Origin of the sequence: Bifidobacterium sp. ESL0784, assembly GCF_029433295.1 — a bacterium.
In the GTDB taxonomy this organism is placed as follows: domain Bacteria; phylum Actinomycetota; class Actinomycetes; order Actinomycetales; family Bifidobacteriaceae; genus Bifidobacterium.
Map to the genome: position 1 here is coordinate 247,273 of NZ_JAQTHV010000004.1, position 18,246 is coordinate 265,518.

Here is an 18,246-nt window from a genome sequence, read left to right on the forward strand (position 1 = left end):
TATATTATAATTGAAATTGAGAATCATTCTCAATTAGCGTCGCAATTGTTCCTTGGGCGAAAGAGATAAAGCAGGATTGAAGCCGAAGCCCCTGCTTTCACCAATTCCGAGTCTGAGACAAAAACATGCGGTTCCAAACCTTTATCGTTCTGGCTTGGAACCGCATTCGAGTGTCCGATGGCGTCTGCCTGTTGGGCCGAGGTTATCGCTTCAGGGGAATTTGGTCACTTGCCCGGATCGGTCTGTCCTTCGTTCGACGGCACCGAACCGTTGCCGGGGGCTGCGGGCGTCTGTTGATTGGAATTTGCTCCATTGCCTGACTTTGCCGGCTGAGAGGGCTGCTGCGTACCGCCGCTGTCGCCTTCGTCGCCGGTTCCCACTTTCTCATGGTCGGCCTCGCTGGCCTTGAAATCGGCCATGGCCTTGTCGATGCTTTTCATCAATGCCGTGATCCAGCCGGTCAAAGTGGTCTGGCTCTGCGGCATCTGCTCGCTGATGTCGACGACGGGCACTTCGGTGCGGCCGGCCGTCCCGGTGAGCAGGTTGGTGGTATTGCTGGCTTCCTGCGTGTTGTTGATCAGCAGATTGACGTCGCGCCCGGAAATCAGATGCTGGAACTTCTGCAGATCGCTCGGCGCGGGCTCACCCTCGGAACTGACGGCCTGCGTATATCCCTTCGGAGTTTTGTCGGTGAAGCCGAGATCATCCATCAGATAATAGGCGACAGGCTCTGTGGCCCCGTAGGTGGCGTCCTTGTGCTTCTGCTCGAATGCCTTCATGGCGTCTTCGAGCTTTGATTCGTTCGCCTTCCATGTCTTCAAACGGGCCTGGAACTGCTTGGCTTTCGCGGGTCTCGCCTTGGCGAAGGCATCCTCGAGTTCGGTGGCGGTGGCCTTGCGTGCCTCCTTGGAGAACCAGAGGTGTGGGTTGTCGCCCGTGCTTGCCCCGACCGCGGTGGCGGCCGAGACGCTGGTGGTGCCTTTGGCAGTGGATTTGCTGGCCCAGTTGTCGTATCCGGCGCCGTTGACGACCACGATCTCGGCGCTTTGCAATTTGGCCATATCGGTGGTTTGCGGCTCGAAATCATGGGCGTCCACGGAGACGGTGTTGACGATTGAGGTCACCTCCACATCAGATCCGCCGATCTCTTTGGCCAGCGAACCCCACTGGTTGATGGAAGCCACCACGTTGATGGGGCCGGTGGCTTGTTTGGAGCTGTTATTCGTTTTGCTCGGCTGCTGGGAGTCGTTGCCGCCGCCGCAGGCCGCGAGGCCGAAAACCAGACATAACGAGCCCAGCAGGGCCGTGGCCTTGGTCTGCCATCCGAATCGTTTCATAAAGACCCCTTAAATTGGTATCCGTTTGCCGTTGGTCCGTGTTGATTGTCTTTATTCAGTATACTGATACGGCAATATACTGAAAATGAAAATCATTGTCAAATAAAGCAGGATTGATGATATGAAACCCGGAAAAGACGGATGGCGGCTATCGTCGATTCGAAGGCATTGTGTGTTCCCCGAACCTCTAGTTTTCGCTTCTTTTGCCGACCGTCTTTCGACGGCTGATAAAGGGTTATAAGCAATGGATATGGCGTAGATGGTGGACACGCCTATGGTTATGGACGGCTTGCACCTTACAATCGATAATTATGGTGCCTGGCATACAACACGGGCATATGGAATGTCGAAATAACTTACTTGCATTAAGGAAATCGGTATGGTGAACGAGGAACAGACTCCTCTCAAATTGGACGGAAAGGCTGCCGCGGCGGCCATCAAGCAGGATTTGAGCGAGCGCGTCGAATCGCTCAAGGCCCGAGGCATTGCGCCAGGACTGGGCACGATTCTCGTCGGCGACGACGTTGGCTCGCGCAAATACGTGGCCGGCAAACACAAGGATTGCGCCGAGGTCGGCATTGCCTCGATTGCCGTCGAACTGCCTGAAACGGCCAGTGAGCAGGAGATCATCGACGCCGTCGAACGTCTCAACGCCGACCCGAAATGCACCGGTTACATCGTCCAATTGCCGCTGCCCAAGGGCATCGATTCCAACAAGGTCATCGCCCATATCGACCCCGCCAAGGACGCTGACGGCATGCATCCGGCCAATCTGGGCGAGCTCGTCACCCATATCGACGGCAGGAACCCCGCGCCGCAACCCTGCACGCCCCGCGGTATCATCGTGCTTCTGAAGCGTTACGGCATCGATCTGGGCGGCAAGGACGTCTGCCTCGTCGGCCGCGGCATCACGGTGGGGCGCACCATCGGGCTGATGCTCACGGCGAAGGACGTGAACGCGACCGTGACGCTTTGCCATACAGGCACCAAAGACATCCAAAAGCATCTAAGCCAAGCCGATGTCATCGTCGCGGCCGTTGGCCGGGCCGGATTTGTCAAGCCCGAGGATGTCAAGCCGGGGGCGGTTTTGGTGGACGTCGGCGTCTCTCGCGTCTACGACGAGGAAGCCAGGCGTTACCGTGTGCGCGGCGATATCGACAAGGACTGCCATGCCTTGTCTTCCGCCTATACGCCGAACCCGGGGGGAGTGGGACCGATGACCCGCGCGATGCTCCTGGCGAACGTCGTGGAAATGGCCGAACGCAAGCTCGGCTGAACCACCCACGACACGCCCGGATTTATCGAGGCGCTTTGGCTAGGGCGACTAGTATTCTTATGACTTGCGTGACCGGAAGGTCACCAAAATAACTTAATAGGTAATATCCATCCAACTAATAACAAAGAAACCACTTTTAATGGCAGAGAACAATAACGAAGTCACCAAGGTCGCGATCAACGATATCGGCACCGAAGAAGACTTCATCAAGGCAGTCGATTCCACTATCAAGAATTTCGATGATGGTGATCTGGTTGAGGGCACGGTCGTCAAGGTCGATCACGACGAAGTGCTGCTCGACATCGGCTACAAGACCGAGGGTGTCATTCCCTCCCGCGAACTTTCCATCAAGAAGGATGTCAATCCCGACGAAGTCGTTGAAGTCGGCGACACCGTCGAAGCCCTTGTCGTCACCAAGGAAGACAAGGAAGGACGTCTTATCCTGTCCAAGAAGCGTGCCCAGTATGAGCGCGCCTGGGGCGATATCGAGAAGATCAAGAACGACGACGGCGTTGTCGAAGGCACTGTCATCGAGGCTGTCAAGGGCGGCCTGATCGTCGACATCGGCCTGCGTGGCTTCCTGCCGGCATCGCTCGTCGAAATGCGTCGCGTCCGCGACCTTTCGCCCTACATCGGCCAGAAGATCAAGGCCAAGATCCTTGAGCTCGACAAGAACCGCAACAACGTGGTGCTCTCCCGTCGCCAGTATCTTGAGGAGACCCAGTCCGAGGTCCGCGAGACCTTCTTGGCTCAGCTCAAGAAGGGCCAGATCCGTGAAGGCACCGTTTCCTCCATCGTCAACTTCGGCGCGTTCGTCGATCTCGGCGGGGTGGACGGCCTCATCCACGTTTCCGAGCTTTCCTGGAAGCACATCGACCATCCGTCCGAGGTCGTCAAGGTCGGCGACAAGGTCACCGTCGAGGTGCTCGATGTCGACATGGATCGTGAGCGCATCTCGCTGTCCCTCAAGGCGACGCAGGAAGATCCGTGGCAGCGCTTCGCACGCACCCACGTTCCCGGACAGATCGTCAAGGGCAAGGTCACCAAGATCGTGCAGTTCGGTGTGTTCGTTTCTGTCGAAGACGGTATCGAGGGCCTGGTCCACATTTCCGAGCTGGCCAACCGTCACGTCGACAACCCGGAGACCGTCGTCAAGCAGGGCGAAGAGATCTTCGTCAAGGTCATAGACGTCGATCTCGACCGTCGCCGCATCTCCCTGTCCCTCAAGCAGGCCAACGACTCTGTCGATCCGTCGAGCGAGGACTTCGATCCGGCGCTCTACGGCATGCCCGCCGATTACGACGAGGACGGCAACTACAAGTACCCCGAAGGCTTCGACCCGCAGACCAACGAATGGATCGCCGGCTACGAGAAGCAGCGCGAGGAGTGGGAGAACCAGTATGCGGCCGCCCACGATTTGTGGGAGCAGCATAAGGCCTTCGTCGCCAAGGAACTCGAGTCCGCGGAGGAATCCGCTGCCGAGGATGGCCAGGGTGCGAACGCTCACGCCGAAAAGGCTGTCGAAGAGTCCACCAAGTACTCTTCGGAGAACGAATCCGAAGGCACGCTTGCCGGTTCCGACAAGCTCGCCGCTCTCCGTGAGGAGCTCCTCAAGGAGAAGAAGTGAGATCACCTTTGGTGATTTCACGGTGATTTTGTGAAATTAGGTCGGTGCAGGCTTTTAATGCTTGCACCGACTTTCTTTTTATCAGAGTAGGCGATACCGGAGGATACATGAGAATCGGATTGACCGGGGGCATTGCGGCAGGCAAAAGCACGGTTGCCGCGCATCTGAAGGAACGCGGGACCCATCTTATCGATTATGACCAATTGGCTCGTGAGGTCGTCGAACCGGGCGGCGAAGGAATCCGCGAAATCGTCGACGAATTCGGCCCGGATGCGCGTCAGCCCGATGGCTCGTTGAATCGTAAATGGATGGCGGCACACGTCTTTTCGCTTGAGGCCGCGCCTGATGCCAAACAGCGACTTGATGATATCGAACATCCGCTGATTTACCGACGGGCTCAGGAGCTGGAGCAGCAGTTCGCCCAGGAATGCAAGACCAATGCCGGTCAGCGCAATGGTGATGACGATGACGAGGCGGATAATCCTGATAACGCCGATTATTTGGATAGCAATCGTTTATCGGCTACCGGAGAGTTTTTCTCAAATCCCGTGATTGTCCACGACGTGCCGCTGCTGGCCGAGGTCATCGATACTATCCCCTTCACATTCGACCATATTCTTACCGTTGAGGCACCTGAGGAAACCCGTATCCAGCGAATGATCGATACGCGCGGAATGAGCCGCGAGCAGGCCGAAGGCAGGATACGCCATCAGTCCAGCCGCGAGCAGCGCGAGGGCATTGCCGATGTGGTCATCGATTCGACACAGTCAGTCGAACAAATGTTCGAGCATCTTGATATGCTGTTCGCACAATGGCAATGAACGGGGCCGGATTCGCCATAAAGTAAAGCTTGGCAATCCGTCCCGATGGCTCTGAATGGGTTTTAGGCGGAAGCGAACAAGTGCTGCCGTATTTAAGGGCAGTCTCAAGGGCGTTGGCCGGCGAAAGGAATCGAAACAGGCATGGGGTTCAATATCGAGCGTACGCATCATCCGTTCGTGGTGAAGGCGCCGTACAAGCCGTCCGGCGATCAACCGGAAGCCATCGACGAAATCGCGCGACGCATCGAGAACGGCGAGAACGATGTGGTGCTGATGGGCGCCACCGGCACCGGCAAGACCGCGACGACGGCATGGCTGATCGAGAAGCTGCAACGCCCGACGCTCATTCTGGAGCCCAACAAGACCTTGGCCGCCCAATTGTGTGCCGAGTTCCGCGAGCTTATGCCTGACAATGCCGTCAGCTACTTCGTTTCGTATTACGATTATTACCAGCCCGAGGCCTACATTCCCCAGACCGATACCTATATCGAAAAGGACTCAAACGTCAACGACGATGTGGAACGTCTGCGCCACGCCGCTACCGCGAACCTTCTGACCCGTGACGACTGCGTGGTGGTGGCCACCGTCTCCTGCATCTACGGTTTGGGCACGCCTGAGGAATACGCCGGACGCATGCTCTTCCTGCATGAGGGGGAGGAGATCAACCGCGATGAGCTCCTGCGCAAGTTCGTCGCCATGCAATACAAGCGCAACGACATCGCCTTCACACGCGGCACCTTCCGCGTGCGCGGCGACACCGTGGAGATTATTCCCGTCTATGAGGAGCTGGCCATCCGCATCGAGTTCTTCGGCGACGAGATCGACCGCATCTCCACGCTGCACCCGCTGACCGGCGACGTTATCGCCCACGAGTCGCAGGTCCATATCTTCCCGGCCTCGCACTATATCGCCGGCCCCGAACGCACCGAACATGCGCTGAAGACCATCAAGGAGGAGCTGGTCGACCGCACCGCCGAACTGCGCAAACAGGGCAAGGAGCTGGAAGCTCAGCGCCTTGAAATGCGCACCAACTACGATCTGGAGATGATTCAACAGGTCGGCTTCTGCTCTGGCATCGAGAACTATTCCCGTCACTTCGACCAGCGCAAGCCCGGCAGTCCGCCCCACACCCTGCTCGATTTCTTCCCCGACGACTTCCTGCTGGTCATCGACGAATCCCATGTCACCGTCCCGCAGATCGGCGGCATGTACGAAGGGGACGCCAGCCGCAAGCGCACCCTGGTGGAGAACGGCTTCCGTCTGCCTTCCGCGATGGACAACAGGCCGCTGAAATGGCCGGAGTTCCTCGATCGAGTCGGCCAGACCGTCTACCTTTCCGCAACGCCCGGCGACTATGAGCTGGGGCTTTCCGACGGCGTGGTGGAACAGGTCATCAGACCTACCGGTCTTCTGGACCCGAAGGTCATCGTGCGTCCGGTCAAGGGGCAGATCGACGACCTGCTCGGCGAAATCAAGGACCGTGTGGCCAAACACGAGCGTGTGCTGGTGACCACGCTGACCAAGAAAATGGCCGAAGACCTGACCGATTACCTGCTCGAACGCGACATCAAGGTCGAATACTTGCATTCCGATGTCGACACGCTTCGCCGCGTAGAACTGCTCCGTGAGCTTCGGGAAGGCAAGATCGACGTCATCGTCGGCATCAATTTGCTGCGTGAAGGCCTTGATCTGCCGGAGGTCTCGTTGGTGGCGATTCTCGACGCGGACAAGGAAGGCTTCCTGCGTTCGCACCGTTCGCTCATCCAGACTATCGGCCGCGCCGCGCGTAATGTCTCCGGCACCGTCATCATGTACGCCGACGAGGTCACCGACGCGATGGAGACCGCCATCAGCGAGACCAACCGACGCCGCGAAAAGCAGATTGCCTACAACAAGGAACACGGCATCGACCCGAAGCCGCTGGTCAAGAAGATCAGCGACGTCACCGACATGCTCGCCAAGGAAGATGTGGACACCGAAACGCTTCTGGCAGGCGGCTACCGCGACGAAAAGCGCGCCGGCAGCGATAAGCGTATCGCCCTGACGAGCTTGGACGAGAAGGACCTGCAGAAGAACCACGACGCCATCGTCAAGGCGGGCCTGCCCGCGCAGGATCTGGCCGACCTCATTCGTCAGATGAGCGACCAGATGCACACTGCCGCCGAGCAGCTTCAGTTCGAGCTCGCCGCCCGCCTGCGCGACGAGATCCGCGACCTCAAGAAGGAACTTCGCCAGATCACCGAGGCTCAGAAATAGTCACGTCGAGTGCCGTTGAATCTTCATTTCCCCACTCACTGGGGCACCATGTTGTCGTAGTATGACGATTTTGTCGAAACGATTTTCCTTCAGGCCAAGCCTTGGAGGCCAAAACGTGAATAGGGCGGCCATCCTTACCCGGGGAGGCTATCACCTACAGTCATGGCCATAAACGTACGACGTTGTACAACGTAATCGTATAACCTTATAATCGCAAAATACAGACATTTCGTATTCAAATATCCTCGTTCTGAAACCAATGAATTTAGACACACACCATTTCGGATATTTGATAAATATTACATTTTCCTGTATAATTCATACTTGTCTGTTTAGACCGCACCCATAGACGGGTCACTAAGAGACGTGCATGTCACGTTTCTTGAACAGCGGCAGGCAGGCTGGGAAATCAAGAAATAAGGGAGAAAAAACAATATGATAGGTTTTCTGAAAATTCAGCACAAACCTCCGGTTCCTGCTGAACAAGCCGAATCTGTGTTCGCCAAATACAAATGGTTGTCGTTGGTGGGCGTTTTCGTCGGTTATGCTGCGTTCTATATTGTACGTAACAACTTTACCCTTTCGACGCCTGAGCTTCAAAACCAGCTGCATCTGACCAAAGGCGAAGTCGGCATGCTCTCCAGCTGCCTGCTGATTTCATATGGCCTTGGCAAGGGCTTCATGAGCGCGCTGGCCGATAAGGCCAACCCGAAGCGCTTCATGGTGACCGGCCTGGTCATCTGCGCCCTACTCAACATTGGCCTCGCGTTCTTCGGCGTCAATGTCTGGGCGACCGCTTTCATCCTCATCCTCTTGGGCCTGTTCCAGGGCATGGGTGTTGGCCCTGCGTTCATCACGCTGTCTACCTGGTTCAAGAAGAAGGACCGTGGCTTCATCACCTCGATCTGGAACTGTTCCCACAACGTCGGCGGCGGCCTGGTTTCCCCCCTCGCCGGCTTCATGCTGGGTGCTGTCGGAACCGGTAACTGGCGTTTCGCCTACTATGTCTTCCCCGCCATCATCGCGATCATCGTTGCGTTCGTGATCTGGTTCCTCATCAAGGGCCGCCCTGAAGAAGAGGGCCTTCAGCCTTTGGAAGAGACCAAGGAAGAACAGGGCGATGTCGACTACAAGGATCTTTCGTCCTGGCAGATCCTCACCAAGTACGTCTTCACGAACCCCGGCGCTTGGCTGGTCTCCTTCATGGATACGTTCGTCTACATGATCCGCTTCGGCATCCTCACCTGGCTGCCGATCTTCCTCATCCAGGCCAAGGGCTTCACCCACGGCCAGATGATGGTTGCCTTCACGTTCTTCGAGTGGGCCGCCATTCCTTCGACGCTGCTTGCCGGTATCATCTCCGATAAGCTCTTCAAGAGCCATCGTATGCCTCCGGCCATCATCGCCCTCGTCATCATCGTCTTCTGCATCATCGGATACTGGACGAGCACCTCGGTCGTCGCGGTCACTGTGTTCGCCGCTCTGGCTGGCTGCTTGGTCTACATCCCGCAGTTCCTTGATTCCGTGCAGACCATGGAAGTCGTTCCGCCGTTCGCTGTCGGTTCGACCGTCGGCCTCCGTGGCTTCATGAGCTACGTCCTCGGCTCCACCTGCGGCACCAGCCTCCTCGGCGTGGCCGTGGATCACTGGGGCTGGAACGCCGGCCTTGTGATGCTGCTCATCGCTGTGGTGCTCTGCACCATCTGCGCTGTCTTCCTTCACATGTTCACCCTGAAGAAGGAGAAGGCTGCCAAGAAGGCTGCCTGATAGCCATTCACTAAGATAAATTCACTAAGACAGATTCGTCAGTGATATCTGGGCATCTTCAAAAGAAACTCGTTTTCTTTTGAAGATGCCTTTTTCTTTTGTCCCGTTTGGCCTGTGGCCGCGCTTCGGACAGCAAAACCGCATTCGGACTTGCCGAAGGGGCCTCCGCTCGGTCACCGCTTCCCCCTAGGCTTAGGAATATGGCCGAAACACCCCTTGCGTTTATGATCGCCACATATGTGGTGCTCGCGATTTTCTTTGTTGTCGATTTGTTCGTTATTGGCCGTAAGCCCCATGTTCCCTCCACGAAGGAGTGTGTGCAGCATATCGCCTTCTTCGTGGCTGCAGCGCTGGTTTTCGGCGGCTTGGTGTGGTGGGTGTCCGGTTCACAGCCGGCGCTCGAGTTCTATTCCGGCTGGCTCACCGAATATTCGCTGAGCATCGACAACCTCTTCGTTTTCGTCATCATCATGACGAATTTCGCCGTGCCGAAGAAGCTGCAGAAATACGTGCTGAGCGTGGGCATCACCATCGCCCTCATCCTTCGTGGCCTTTTCATCCTCGTGGGCGCGGCCGTCATCCAGCGTTTTACCTGGGTCTTCTTCATTTTCGGCGCGTTCCTGATCTATACCGCAGTGAAGCTGGTCGTCGGCGATGACGACGACGAGGAATACCACGAAAACGCGATTATCCGCGCCCTTCGCAAAGTGGTAAAAATCACAGACCACTATGACGGCGAAAAAATCCGTACAACCATCGATGGCAAGAAGTTCTTCACCCCGATGCTGATCGTGTTCCTGACCATCGGCACCACCGACGTGATGTTCGCCTTCGACTCGATTCCGGCCATCTTCGGGCTTACCAAAGACCCGTTCATCGTCTTCACCTCCAATGTCTTCGCGCTGCTTGGCCTGCAGCAGCTCTACTTCCTGCTCGGGGCATTGCTGGACAAACTGGAGTATCTGCCGTACGGCTTGGCGGTGGTCCTCGGCTTCATCGGCGTGAAGCTGGTGATGGAGGCATTGCATGGCAATTCGTTGCCGTTCATCAATGCAGGCCGTCCGATCGCGCAGGTTCCCGAGATTCCGACGTGGGTGTCGCTCGCGGTCATCATCGTCGCCATCGGCACGGCGGCCGTGGCCAGTATCATCAAGATGAAAGCCAATGCCGCCAAGGAAAATGCCTGACGTCAAACGCTTTATGTTAACGCTCTCATAAAAGTCGACATCAGTAGTGCAAATGCCGGGGGATGCTAGTAGACTGGAAGCTGTTGTGGGTTGATTCTAGCCATGCAACATGTCAGTCAAGAATAGGTAGGTATTCATGAGGAAAGCAAAAATTGTAGACACTATTGGGCCGGCTTGCGAATCGCTCGAGAACTTGACCAAACTGGTCGAGAACGGCATGGACGTCGCTCGTCTCAACCGTTCGCACGGCACTGCCGAAGATCATCTCAAGGTCTACAACAACGTCCGTCAGGCTTCCAAGACCACGGGCCGCAATGTCGCGGTTCTGGTTGACCTGCAGGGTCCCAAGATCCGCTGCGGATGGTTCAAGAAGAACGCCGATGGGGAAGACAAGGTCCAGCTCGCAACTGGGCAGGAATTCACCATCACCACCGATGACGTCGAAGGCGACGAGCACATCACGTCCACCACCTTCAAGGGTCTGCCCGGGGATTGCCATCCTGGCGACCCGATCCTGATCGACGACGGCAAGGTCCGCCTTGAGGTCACCAAGGTCGAGGGCAACAACGTGCGCACCAAGGTCGTCGTGGGCGGCCCGGTTTCCAGCCACAAGGGCATCAACCTGCCGGGTGTGGCCGTCAGCCTGCCGGCACTCACCGAGAAGGATGAGGCCGACCTGCGTTGGGCCATCCAGACCGGCGCTGACATCATCGCCATGTCCTTCGTGCGCTTCGCCACCGACATCGACCGCGCCCATGAGATCATGGACGAGGAAGGCCGCCGTATTCCGATCGTCGCCAAGATCGAGAAGCCGCAGGCTGTTGAGAACCTCGAAGACATCGTCAAGGCGTTCGATGGCATCATGGTCGCCCGCGGCGACATGGCCGTGGAGATGCCGTTCGAGCAGGTCCCGCTGGTCACCAAGCGCTGCATCGAACTGTCCCGTCAATACTCCAAGCCCGTCATCGTGGCCACCGAGGTCTTGGGCTCCATGGTCAATTCGCCGATTCCGTCGCGTGCAGAGGCTTCCGATTGCGCTAACGCCGTCCTCGACGGTGCCGACGCCACCATGACCTCCAATGAGACCGCCGTCGGCAAGTACCCGGCACAGACCGTCAACACGATGGCCCGCATCTCCGGTTACGCCACCGAGCACGGCTTCGACCGCATTCCTTCCATCTCGAACCTCGATATGTCGAGCACCGGCGCGGTTTCCTCCGCTGCCGTCGACCTGGCCGACAAGATCAACGCAAAGGCCATCGTCGCCTACACGCAGACCGGTTCCACCGTGCACCGCGTCTCCCGCGAGCGTCCGGCCTCCCCGATCTACGGTGTCACCAACAACGAGCACACCTATCACTGGCTGGCTCTGAGCTGGGGCACGGAAGGCTTCTGCGTCGAAGAGGATTACCACGATATGAACCGTCATCAGCTGATGATCTTCACCGACAAGCTTCTGCGCGACGCCGGCAAGGTCGTCAACGGCGACAAGATCGTCGTGCTGAGCTCCGCCCAAGGCGAGCACAAGCCCGGCCGCACCGATTCGATCTACGTGCACACCGTAGGCGCCTGCGACGCCGACTGAAAAGCGGAAACAGGCTTTGATGACGAGACGGTCTAGCCGTTAGCTGAAAGCCTGACTGCTTTTTTAAGGCAATCCTCTGCTCTGCAAATGAGAATCTTTCGGAGCCAGGGATTGCCTTCGTTTTGTTCAGGGCAATGGGCAGAACGCGCGAGAAGACACGCAGATGACGAAATCGACACTCTGACGTCGCTTGATTATGCTATTTTTAAATGGTTGCAATCTTGGATTGTGGCCCGATACAAGCCCTTGTATCCCAATTGGTAGAGGAAACAGCCTCAAAATCTGTGCAGTGTGGGTTCGAGTCCCACCAAGGGCACGTTGAGTGGGTTTATCACTTTTAAATGATTGATATATCATAGTATCAATCTCCTTTGTACTCGACATTTGTCACAAGAGACTAGAGAAGGCGTGGAGACACGAGTGCAAGAGTGTATACAGAAATGGATGATGATATGGACCAGATACTGACCGATGAGGAATTGAAGGCCGCCGCCACCGATGACATCGAATCTGTCGCCGACGAAGCCAAGAACGAAAAACCCGAAGAAGAGGGCAAGCCGCGTCAGCGCACCGTGGTAGTGGCCGAGGATGAATCCGTCAACCGCATGGATCTGGTGGCCATGCTTGAAGACAATGGCTACAAGGTCGTCGGCGAGGCCGCCAATGGTGAGGAAGCCGTCGAGCTCACCCGCAAGGAGCGCCCGGATGTGGTGTGCATGGACGTCAAGATGCCGCGTATGGACGGCATCGCCGCTGCCGGCACCATCTGTGACGAGAATATCGCCCCCGTGGTGATGCTCACCGCGTATTCGCAGCCCGATCTGGTCAAGCAGGCGACGGGTGCCGGCGCGATGGCCTACGTCACCAAGCCGTACGAGGAATCCAAGCTGCTGCCGGCGCTGGAAGTAGCCATGGGCCGCTTCGCCGAGATCAACGATTTGCTCGACACTGTCGAGGCGAATGAGGGCAAGCTTAAGGAGACCCAGTCCCAGCTCAAGGAAGCCGAAGAAAAGCTCAAGAAGGCTGAGGACACGCTTGAGGAGCGCAAGCTCGTCGACCGCGCCAAGGGCCTGCTGATGGACAAGGCGGACTTCTCCGAGCAGGGTGCCTTCCGCTGGATCCAGAAGACCTCCATGGATCAGCGCATCCCCAAGAAGCGTCTGGCCATGGCCATCATCGCCAAGTACGGCGATCCGAAGCCGGAACAAGCGCAGCGCTGAGCCGAAGCGCGAAAGTTTTATGAAGTCGCCTGTCGATTCGCCTATGAATCGGCAGGCGATATTTGTATAGTGGAAGAAACACAGCGTACGAAACGAACATTGCAAGGAATGACGATCTTATGAGTGATAGCGAAAGCACAAAGAAAGCCAATGATGCTGCAGAATCGCAGGATACCTTGAAAACAAGTGATGGTGCGAAATCGAACGGTGGCGCAGAAGCAAACGGTGCCGGGAAAACCAAGGGTACGCTTCTGGTCGTGGACGGCCATTCGCTGGCTTTCCGCGCCTATTTCGCCTTGCCGGTTGAAAGTTTCTCCACTTCCGACGGCCAGCCCACCAACGCCGTCTGGGGATTTTCGACGATGCTCGCGCAGGTGCTCGACAACGAAAAGCCCGATCACCTCGCCGTCGCCTTCGATATGGCCGGCGGCACGTTCCGCAACAAGATGCTGCCGCAATACAAAGGCACTCGAGACGCCGCACCCGAGGAACTCTTGAGCCAGCTGCCGATCATCCAGGACCTTCTGAAGGCGCTGGGCGTCAAATACATCGAGAAGAAGGGCTATGAAGGCGACGATATCATCGGCACCATGGCCTCGATGGGTGAGGATGCCGGATACAAGACGCTCGTGCTTTCCGGCGACCGAGACGCCTTCCAGCTCATTGACGACGACATCACCGTGCTCTATCCGGGCCATCACTTCAAGGACCTGAAGCATATGACCCCGGATGCCATCGTCGAGAAATATCACGTCACCCCGCAGCAATATCCGGATCTCGCGGCCATGCGCGGCGAAACCGCCGACAACATCCCCGGGGTGCCGGGCGTCGGAGACGGGTATGCGGCTAAATGGATCAACCAGTACGGCGGGCTCGAAGGCATCATCGAACATGCCGACGAACTGCCTGGCAAGAAAGGCCAGGCGCTGCGCGACAACATCGACCAGGTTAAGCTCAACCGCCGTGTCAACGCCGTGCTGCGCGACCTCGATCTCGGTGCCACCATCGACGACTTCACACTCGGCGGCATGGATATGGACAAGGTCAATGAGGTCTTCGCCAAGCTCCAGTTCAGCAACCGTTCGAAGAACCGGTTGGTCAAATCCTTCAACGGCGGGGTCATGCCGGGGGATGCGGATTCGGCCTCTGTGGTGGCCGCGGCTGATGCCGATGATGACGGGCCCATTGTCAAGGAACCGCACGTCACCGAAATCCGCAATGCCGGAGAGCTGGGGGACTGGATCGACGCGCACATCGCGCCCGTGTTCCCCGCAGGCAAGATTAACCCCGACCTCATTATCCAGACCTTCGGCGAAAAGGATGACGGCCCGCAAAAGGCCGGCCAAACGGAGACCAAACCGGATGGCAGCTCAGCCGCCAATGATGGCCCGACCCGGACGTCTGCGAACGAGCGGAACAGCTACGATGCCGAGGTTCGAGCCGATGAAAAGACGGACGAGCAGGCGATCATCGACGGTGCCAAAGGGCCCGAACTGGTCAATCGCGACATGTGCTGCTCGCAACAGGTCGACCATTCGTGGGTGCTTTACGCCTCTGGCCGTTCCAAGCCAGGAAACGCCAATCTGCAAGCCGTGGCGTTGTTGGCCGGTGATGAGGCGGCAGTGTTCGGCGCGGAAACCATTGACGACGACCTGCGTTCCGCGCTGCAGTTCCTGTTGGATGTCTTCCATACCTCCATGGTGGTGCACGGCTATAAGGAGCACCTGCACATGCTGGCTTCAGCCGGCGTGACCATGCGCAGGCCGCTTTTCGACACCAAACTTGCCGGGTATCTGGTCCAACCTGATTTCCATGCCGAAACGCTCGGGAAGGCCGCGGAACATTTCCTCGGGCTGGAAATTGAGGACAGCAAGCCCAAGCAAGCGCAGGGCGAGCTCGATTTGGGAGACGAAGACGGCTCTGGCAGCGACAACGACGCTTCCAAAGAAATCCAGCAGGAAGCTGTGAGAGATAGTGCCATCGTGCGGGCGCTCGCCGACTTCCTGAAAGCGCCGATTGACCAGCGAAAGCAGTACGGCTTGTTGCGATCCATCGAACTGCCGGTTTCCCAAGTGCTATACGGCATCGAAGACGCTGGCGCGAAGGTTGACTTGGGACGCTTGCACGAGCTGCTTGACGGGTTTGCGGCTGATGCCGATCAGGCCCAGCAGATCGCCTTCGAGGCCGCCGGCCACGAACTCAACCTGCAGAGCCCGAAGCAATTGCAGACAGTGCTGTTCGATGAAATGGGACTCACGCCCTCGAGAAAGACGAAATCCGGCTCGTACACCACCAACGCAGCTACATTGCAGAACCTCTATGTCAAGTACGCCAACGACGAAAAGGCGAGCAACTTCCTCGGCGCGCTGCTTCGCCACCGCGAGACCAACAAGTTGAAGCAGATCGCGCAGACGCTCCTGGAAGCCGTCAACCCCAAGGACGGCAGGATTCACACCACATTCGAGCAGACCGTCGCAGCAACCGGGCGCCTGAGTTCGGTCGACCCGAACCTGCAGAACATCCCCAACCGCAATGCCACAGGCCGTGAGATCCGTTCCGCATTTGTGCCGGGCGAGGGCTTCGAATCGTTGTTGAGCTGCGATTATTCGCAGGTCGAACTGCGCATCATGGCCGATCTTTCCGGCGACGAATCGCTGATCGAGGCGTTCAAGTCGGGTGCGGACTTCCATCGCTATGTGGCTAGCCTTGTGTATGACATTCCGGTCGACGAAATCACCTCCGACCAGCGCAGCCACGTCAAGGCGATGAGCTACGGGCTGGCTTACGGCTTAAGCACCTATGGGCTTTCGCAACAGCTTAAGATCAGCCCGGCCGAGGCCGATGTACTGAAAGCCAAGTATTTCGCCACCTTCGGCAAGGTGCACGACTATCTGGAATCGCTGGTCGCCACCGCCCGACAAAAGGGCTATACGGAGACGATGTTCGGTCGTCGCCGTTACTTCCCGGGGCTCAAGTCTTCGCGCCGTCAGGTGCGCGACGCCGCCGAGCGCGGGGCACTCAACGCGCCGATCCAGGGCTCGGCAGCAGACATCATGAAGATTGCCATGATTCGCGCCGACTACGCGCTACGTGAGGCCGGGGTCAAGAGCCGCGTCATCCTACAGATCCACGACGAACTCGTCTTGGAAGTCGCGCCGGGGGAGAGCGAGCAGGTGAGCGACTTGGTGCGCAACGCCATGGAGCACGCCGTCGACCTGGCCGTGCCGCTTGATGTCTCCATCGGCATCGGTTCCGACTGGCAGGCCGCCGCGCACTGATTCGTGGTGTGTTTGACGATGGCTCTATTGTGGTAAGCAATGGAGCCATCTTGCATGTGTCGTTGCGAAAGCGCGGCAAAGCTTGTGGCGAGGATGATGCTGGTTTTGGTTGCCTAACAGTGCGGCGGGTAACCGATAACGTTTTTGGATGGATGCGAATAGTTCGGAGGAAAGATGTCAAAAAAGAAGAAACCAATGCTTGCCGAAGTCGTCAAAGTGTTGGAACAGCTATATCCGCTCAAGTATGCCGAGGATTGGGATTATCCCGGGCTGATAGTCGGGGATCTGAACGATACCGTCGGCAGGATCGTTTTCGCCGCCGACCCGACCATGGCCGTCGTGGATAAAGCGATTGCGATGGGCGCTGATCTGCTCATCTGCCATCACCCGCTGTTCTTCCGCGCGGTACACGAGGTATCCGGGCTTGGCGTGCATGGAGCCATCGCCGGAAAGCTGTACCGTGCTCACTGTGGGCTGTGGGTCGGGCATACCAACGCCGATGTTGCCTATCGCGGCGTCGCCCAAGCCGCAGCTGATGCGTTCGGGTTGCGTGGCCAGGTGCCATTGGTCCCTGCTGGTGAGGAGAACGGCCATGCCGTTGGGCTGGGACGTGTCGGAACGTTGGCGGAACCAATGACGTTGCGTGCGTTCGCCGAGCGCGTGGCTGCGGAAGTACCGAAAACGAACTATGGGATTCAGGTTGCTGGCGATTTGGACGCTAAAGTCCGGAAAATCGCCGTGTTGCCGGGCTCTGGGGATTCTGATTTCGATGAAGTTCGTGACAGTGGTGCCGACGTCTACGTGACCAGCGATTTGCGCCATCATCCGGCTACGGACGCGTTGCAGCAGGCTTGGTACGAAGCAACTCTCAATCATACGACCATGAAACCGGCGTTGATCAACACGCCGCATTCAGCCATCGAGTCGATGTGGTTCAGGTATGCGCTCGATGATATTGCTGATGGAATCGAGAAAGCCACTGGTTTTCGCCCAGAAACGCAACGTGTTGGCATCGTTACCGATCCCTGGCAACTGGTGCTGGGACGGGATTAATCGCCGGTCATCCATTGAAGTGTACAATGAGGGTTTTCTTGTCCGGTGTGCTTTTGTTTAAGCCTATTTGCTCTCCGGTGATGAAAGGCAGCACATATTAATCAATCCGTATGCTATGATTCGTTGCCTTCAAAGGTCGCAGCGAGGAAGTGGGGAAGAATGATGAATGCAGAAACGACGGAATCTATCCGCAAAGAGGTTAACAGGCGTTTGCAGGAATCCACCGACGGCATCGACATGGAGGCGCCCATACGGCTGGTTTCCAGCGAAACCGTCTATCGCGGGGCTATTTTTCATATCGATGACCGCAAGTTGGCGCTCGCAAAAACCGACGGCGGGGAAGTGACGGTACGGCGGCAGATTCTGGTTCATCCGCAGGCCGTGGTGATGTTGGTTCACGATGAAGTTCAGGACAAGTATCTGCTGGAACGGGAGTACCGAGTCGGGCCGAACAGGTTCACGTATGGTTTTCCTGCGGGACTTATGGAAGATGGTGAAAAGCCTGAAACCTCGGCTTTGCGCGAGTTGCAGGAGGAGACGGGAGTGACGCCGAAAGACGAGCAATCGGTGCGAATTGAACGTGTCGGCGATTTCTATTCATCCGGCGGCATGACCAATGAGCTTGCGCATATTTTCATCATCCATCTTTCGGCGTGGAGGCAGGAACCGCGTCATTTCGACAAAGACGAGCATGTGCAGTCCACTTGGGTGACGTGGGAGGAGCTTACCGGCATCGGCATTCAGGCCGCGGATTCCACCATCGCCATCCAGCATGAGGAGATTCGTCGTTTGCGTGAGCGGCTGGCGGCGGAAAGTAGCGCGTTTACTGGAGAATAGCG

The 18,246-nt window shown here is 57.4% G+C and carries 12 protein-coding genes and 1 tRNA gene; 12 read left to right on the plus strand and 1 reads right to left on the minus strand.

All coding sequences use genetic code 11. The annotated features are described in order from the left end of the window. Positions 1-224: 224 nt before the first annotated feature. The gene (locus tag PT279_RS07620; RefSeq protein WP_277166821.1) at positions 225-1,337 is read right to left on the minus strand and encodes a zinc ABC transporter substrate-binding protein; all 1,113 of its coding nucleotides are present in this window, start codon (positions 1,335-1,337) and stop codon (positions 225-227) included. 379 nt (positions 1,338-1,716) lie between these two features. On the opposite strand from PT279_RS07620, the gene PT279_RS07625 reads away from it, so the two are divergent. From PT279_RS07625 to PT279_RS07680, 12 genes are all read left to right on the plus strand, one after another. Continuing rightward, positions 1,717-2,613, plus strand: coding sequence for a bifunctional methylenetetrahydrofolate dehydrogenase/methenyltetrahydrofolate cyclohydrolase (locus tag PT279_RS07625; protein ID WP_277166822.1), 897 nt, complete (start codon positions 1,717-1,719; stop codon positions 2,611-2,613). Between the two features lie 139 nt (positions 2,614-2,752). Next, the gene (rpsA, locus tag PT279_RS07630) at positions 2,753-4,240 is read left to right on the plus strand and encodes a 30S ribosomal protein S1 (protein WP_277166823.1); all 1,488 of its coding nucleotides are present in this window, start codon (positions 2,753-2,755) and stop codon (positions 4,238-4,240) included. Between the two features lie 107 nt (positions 4,241-4,347). Then, entirely contained in the window at positions 4,348-5,061 is a 714-nt protein-coding gene (gene coaE, locus PT279_RS07635; protein ID WP_277166824.1) for a dephospho-CoA kinase, read from the plus strand. 141 nt (positions 5,062-5,202) lie between these two features. Next, positions 5,203-7,317 carry an excinuclease ABC subunit UvrB gene (gene uvrB / locus PT279_RS07640; protein WP_277166825.1) on the plus strand — a complete coding sequence of 705 codons (2,115 nt, stop codon included), beginning with the start codon at positions 5,203-5,205 and terminating at the stop codon, positions 7,315-7,317. 435 nt (positions 7,318-7,752) lie between these two features. Further along, positions 7,753-9,084 (plus strand): MFS transporter, encoded by a 1,332-nt coding sequence (locus PT279_RS07645; RefSeq protein WP_277166826.1) that lies wholly within the window; start codon positions 7,753-7,755, stop codon positions 9,082-9,084. A 200-nt stretch (positions 9,085-9,284) separates the two neighbouring features. Continuing rightward, complete coding sequence (locus PT279_RS07650) at positions 9,285-10,271, plus strand: TerC family protein (protein ID WP_277166827.1); 987 nt, start codon at positions 9,285-9,287, stop codon at positions 10,269-10,271. Between the two features lie 136 nt (positions 10,272-10,407). Then, positions 10,408-11,856: a pyruvate kinase gene (gene pyk / locus PT279_RS07655; protein ID WP_277166828.1), complete on the plus strand. Its 1,449-nt coding sequence runs from the start codon at positions 10,408-10,410 to the stop codon at positions 11,854-11,856. A 242-nt stretch (positions 11,857-12,098) separates the two neighbouring features. After that, positions 12,099-12,172 (plus strand) — tRNA-Leu (locus PT279_RS07660). A gap of 124 nt (positions 12,173-12,296) precedes the next feature. Continuing rightward, a complete protein-coding gene (locus tag PT279_RS07665; protein ID WP_277166829.1) occupies positions 12,297-13,076 on the plus strand; it encodes a response regulator in 780 nt (259 codons plus the stop codon). Between the two features lie 119 nt (positions 13,077-13,195). Continuing rightward, positions 13,196-16,354, plus strand: a complete 3,159-nt coding sequence (gene polA, locus PT279_RS07670) for a DNA polymerase I (RefSeq protein WP_277166830.1) — start codon at positions 13,196-13,198, stop codon at positions 16,352-16,354. 174 nt (positions 16,355-16,528) lie between these two features. Beyond that, positions 16,529-17,407 carry a Nif3-like dinuclear metal center hexameric protein gene (locus PT279_RS07675; protein WP_277166831.1) on the plus strand — a complete coding sequence of 293 codons (879 nt, stop codon included), beginning with the start codon at positions 16,529-16,531 and terminating at the stop codon, positions 17,405-17,407. A gap of 162 nt (positions 17,408-17,569) precedes the next feature. Further along, positions 17,570-18,244, plus strand: a complete 675-nt coding sequence (locus tag PT279_RS07680) for an NUDIX hydrolase (RefSeq protein ID WP_277167059.1) — start codon at positions 17,570-17,572, stop codon at positions 18,242-18,244. Positions 18,245-18,246 lie beyond the last annotated feature (2 nt).

What these genes read in the sequence shown, in the direction of transcription:
- PT279_RS07675 (WP_277166831.1), top strand. Translation starts at nt 16,529, where the DNA reads ATGTCAAAAAAGAAGAAACCAATGCTTGCCGAAGTCGTCAAAGTGTTG.
- pyk (WP_277166828.1), top strand. Translation starts at nt 10,408, where the DNA reads ATGAGGAAAGCAAAAATTGTAGACACTATTGGGCCGGCTTGCGAATCG.
- polA (WP_277166830.1), top strand. Translation starts at nt 13,196, where the DNA reads ATGAGTGATAGCGAAAGCACAAAGAAAGCCAATGATGCTGCAGAATCG.
- PT279_RS07625 (WP_277166822.1), top strand. Translation starts at nt 1,717, where the DNA reads ATGGTGAACGAGGAACAGACTCCTCTCAAATTGGACGGAAAGGCTGCC.
- PT279_RS07680 (WP_277167059.1), top strand. Translation starts at nt 17,570, where the DNA reads ATGAATGCAGAAACGACGGAATCTATCCGCAAAGAGGTTAACAGGCGT.
- coaE (WP_277166824.1), top strand. Translation starts at nt 4,348, where the DNA reads ATGAGAATCGGATTGACCGGGGGCATTGCGGCAGGCAAAAGCACGGTT.
- PT279_RS07650 (WP_277166827.1), top strand. Translation starts at nt 9,285, where the DNA reads ATGGCCGAAACACCCCTTGCGTTTATGATCGCCACATATGTGGTGCTC.
- PT279_RS07645 (WP_277166826.1), top strand. Translation starts at nt 7,753, where the DNA reads ATGATAGGTTTTCTGAAAATTCAGCACAAACCTCCGGTTCCTGCTGAA.
- uvrB (WP_277166825.1), top strand. Translation starts at nt 5,203, where the DNA reads ATGGGGTTCAATATCGAGCGTACGCATCATCCGTTCGTGGTGAAGGCG.
- PT279_RS07665 (WP_277166829.1), top strand. Translation starts at nt 12,297, where the DNA reads ATGGATGATGATATGGACCAGATACTGACCGATGAGGAATTGAAGGCC.
- rpsA (WP_277166823.1), top strand. Translation starts at nt 2,753, where the DNA reads ATGGCAGAGAACAATAACGAAGTCACCAAGGTCGCGATCAACGATATC.
- PT279_RS07620 (WP_277166821.1), bottom strand. Translation starts at nt 1,337, where the DNA reads ATGAAACGATTCGGATGGCAGACCAAGGCCACGGCCCTGCTGGGCTCG.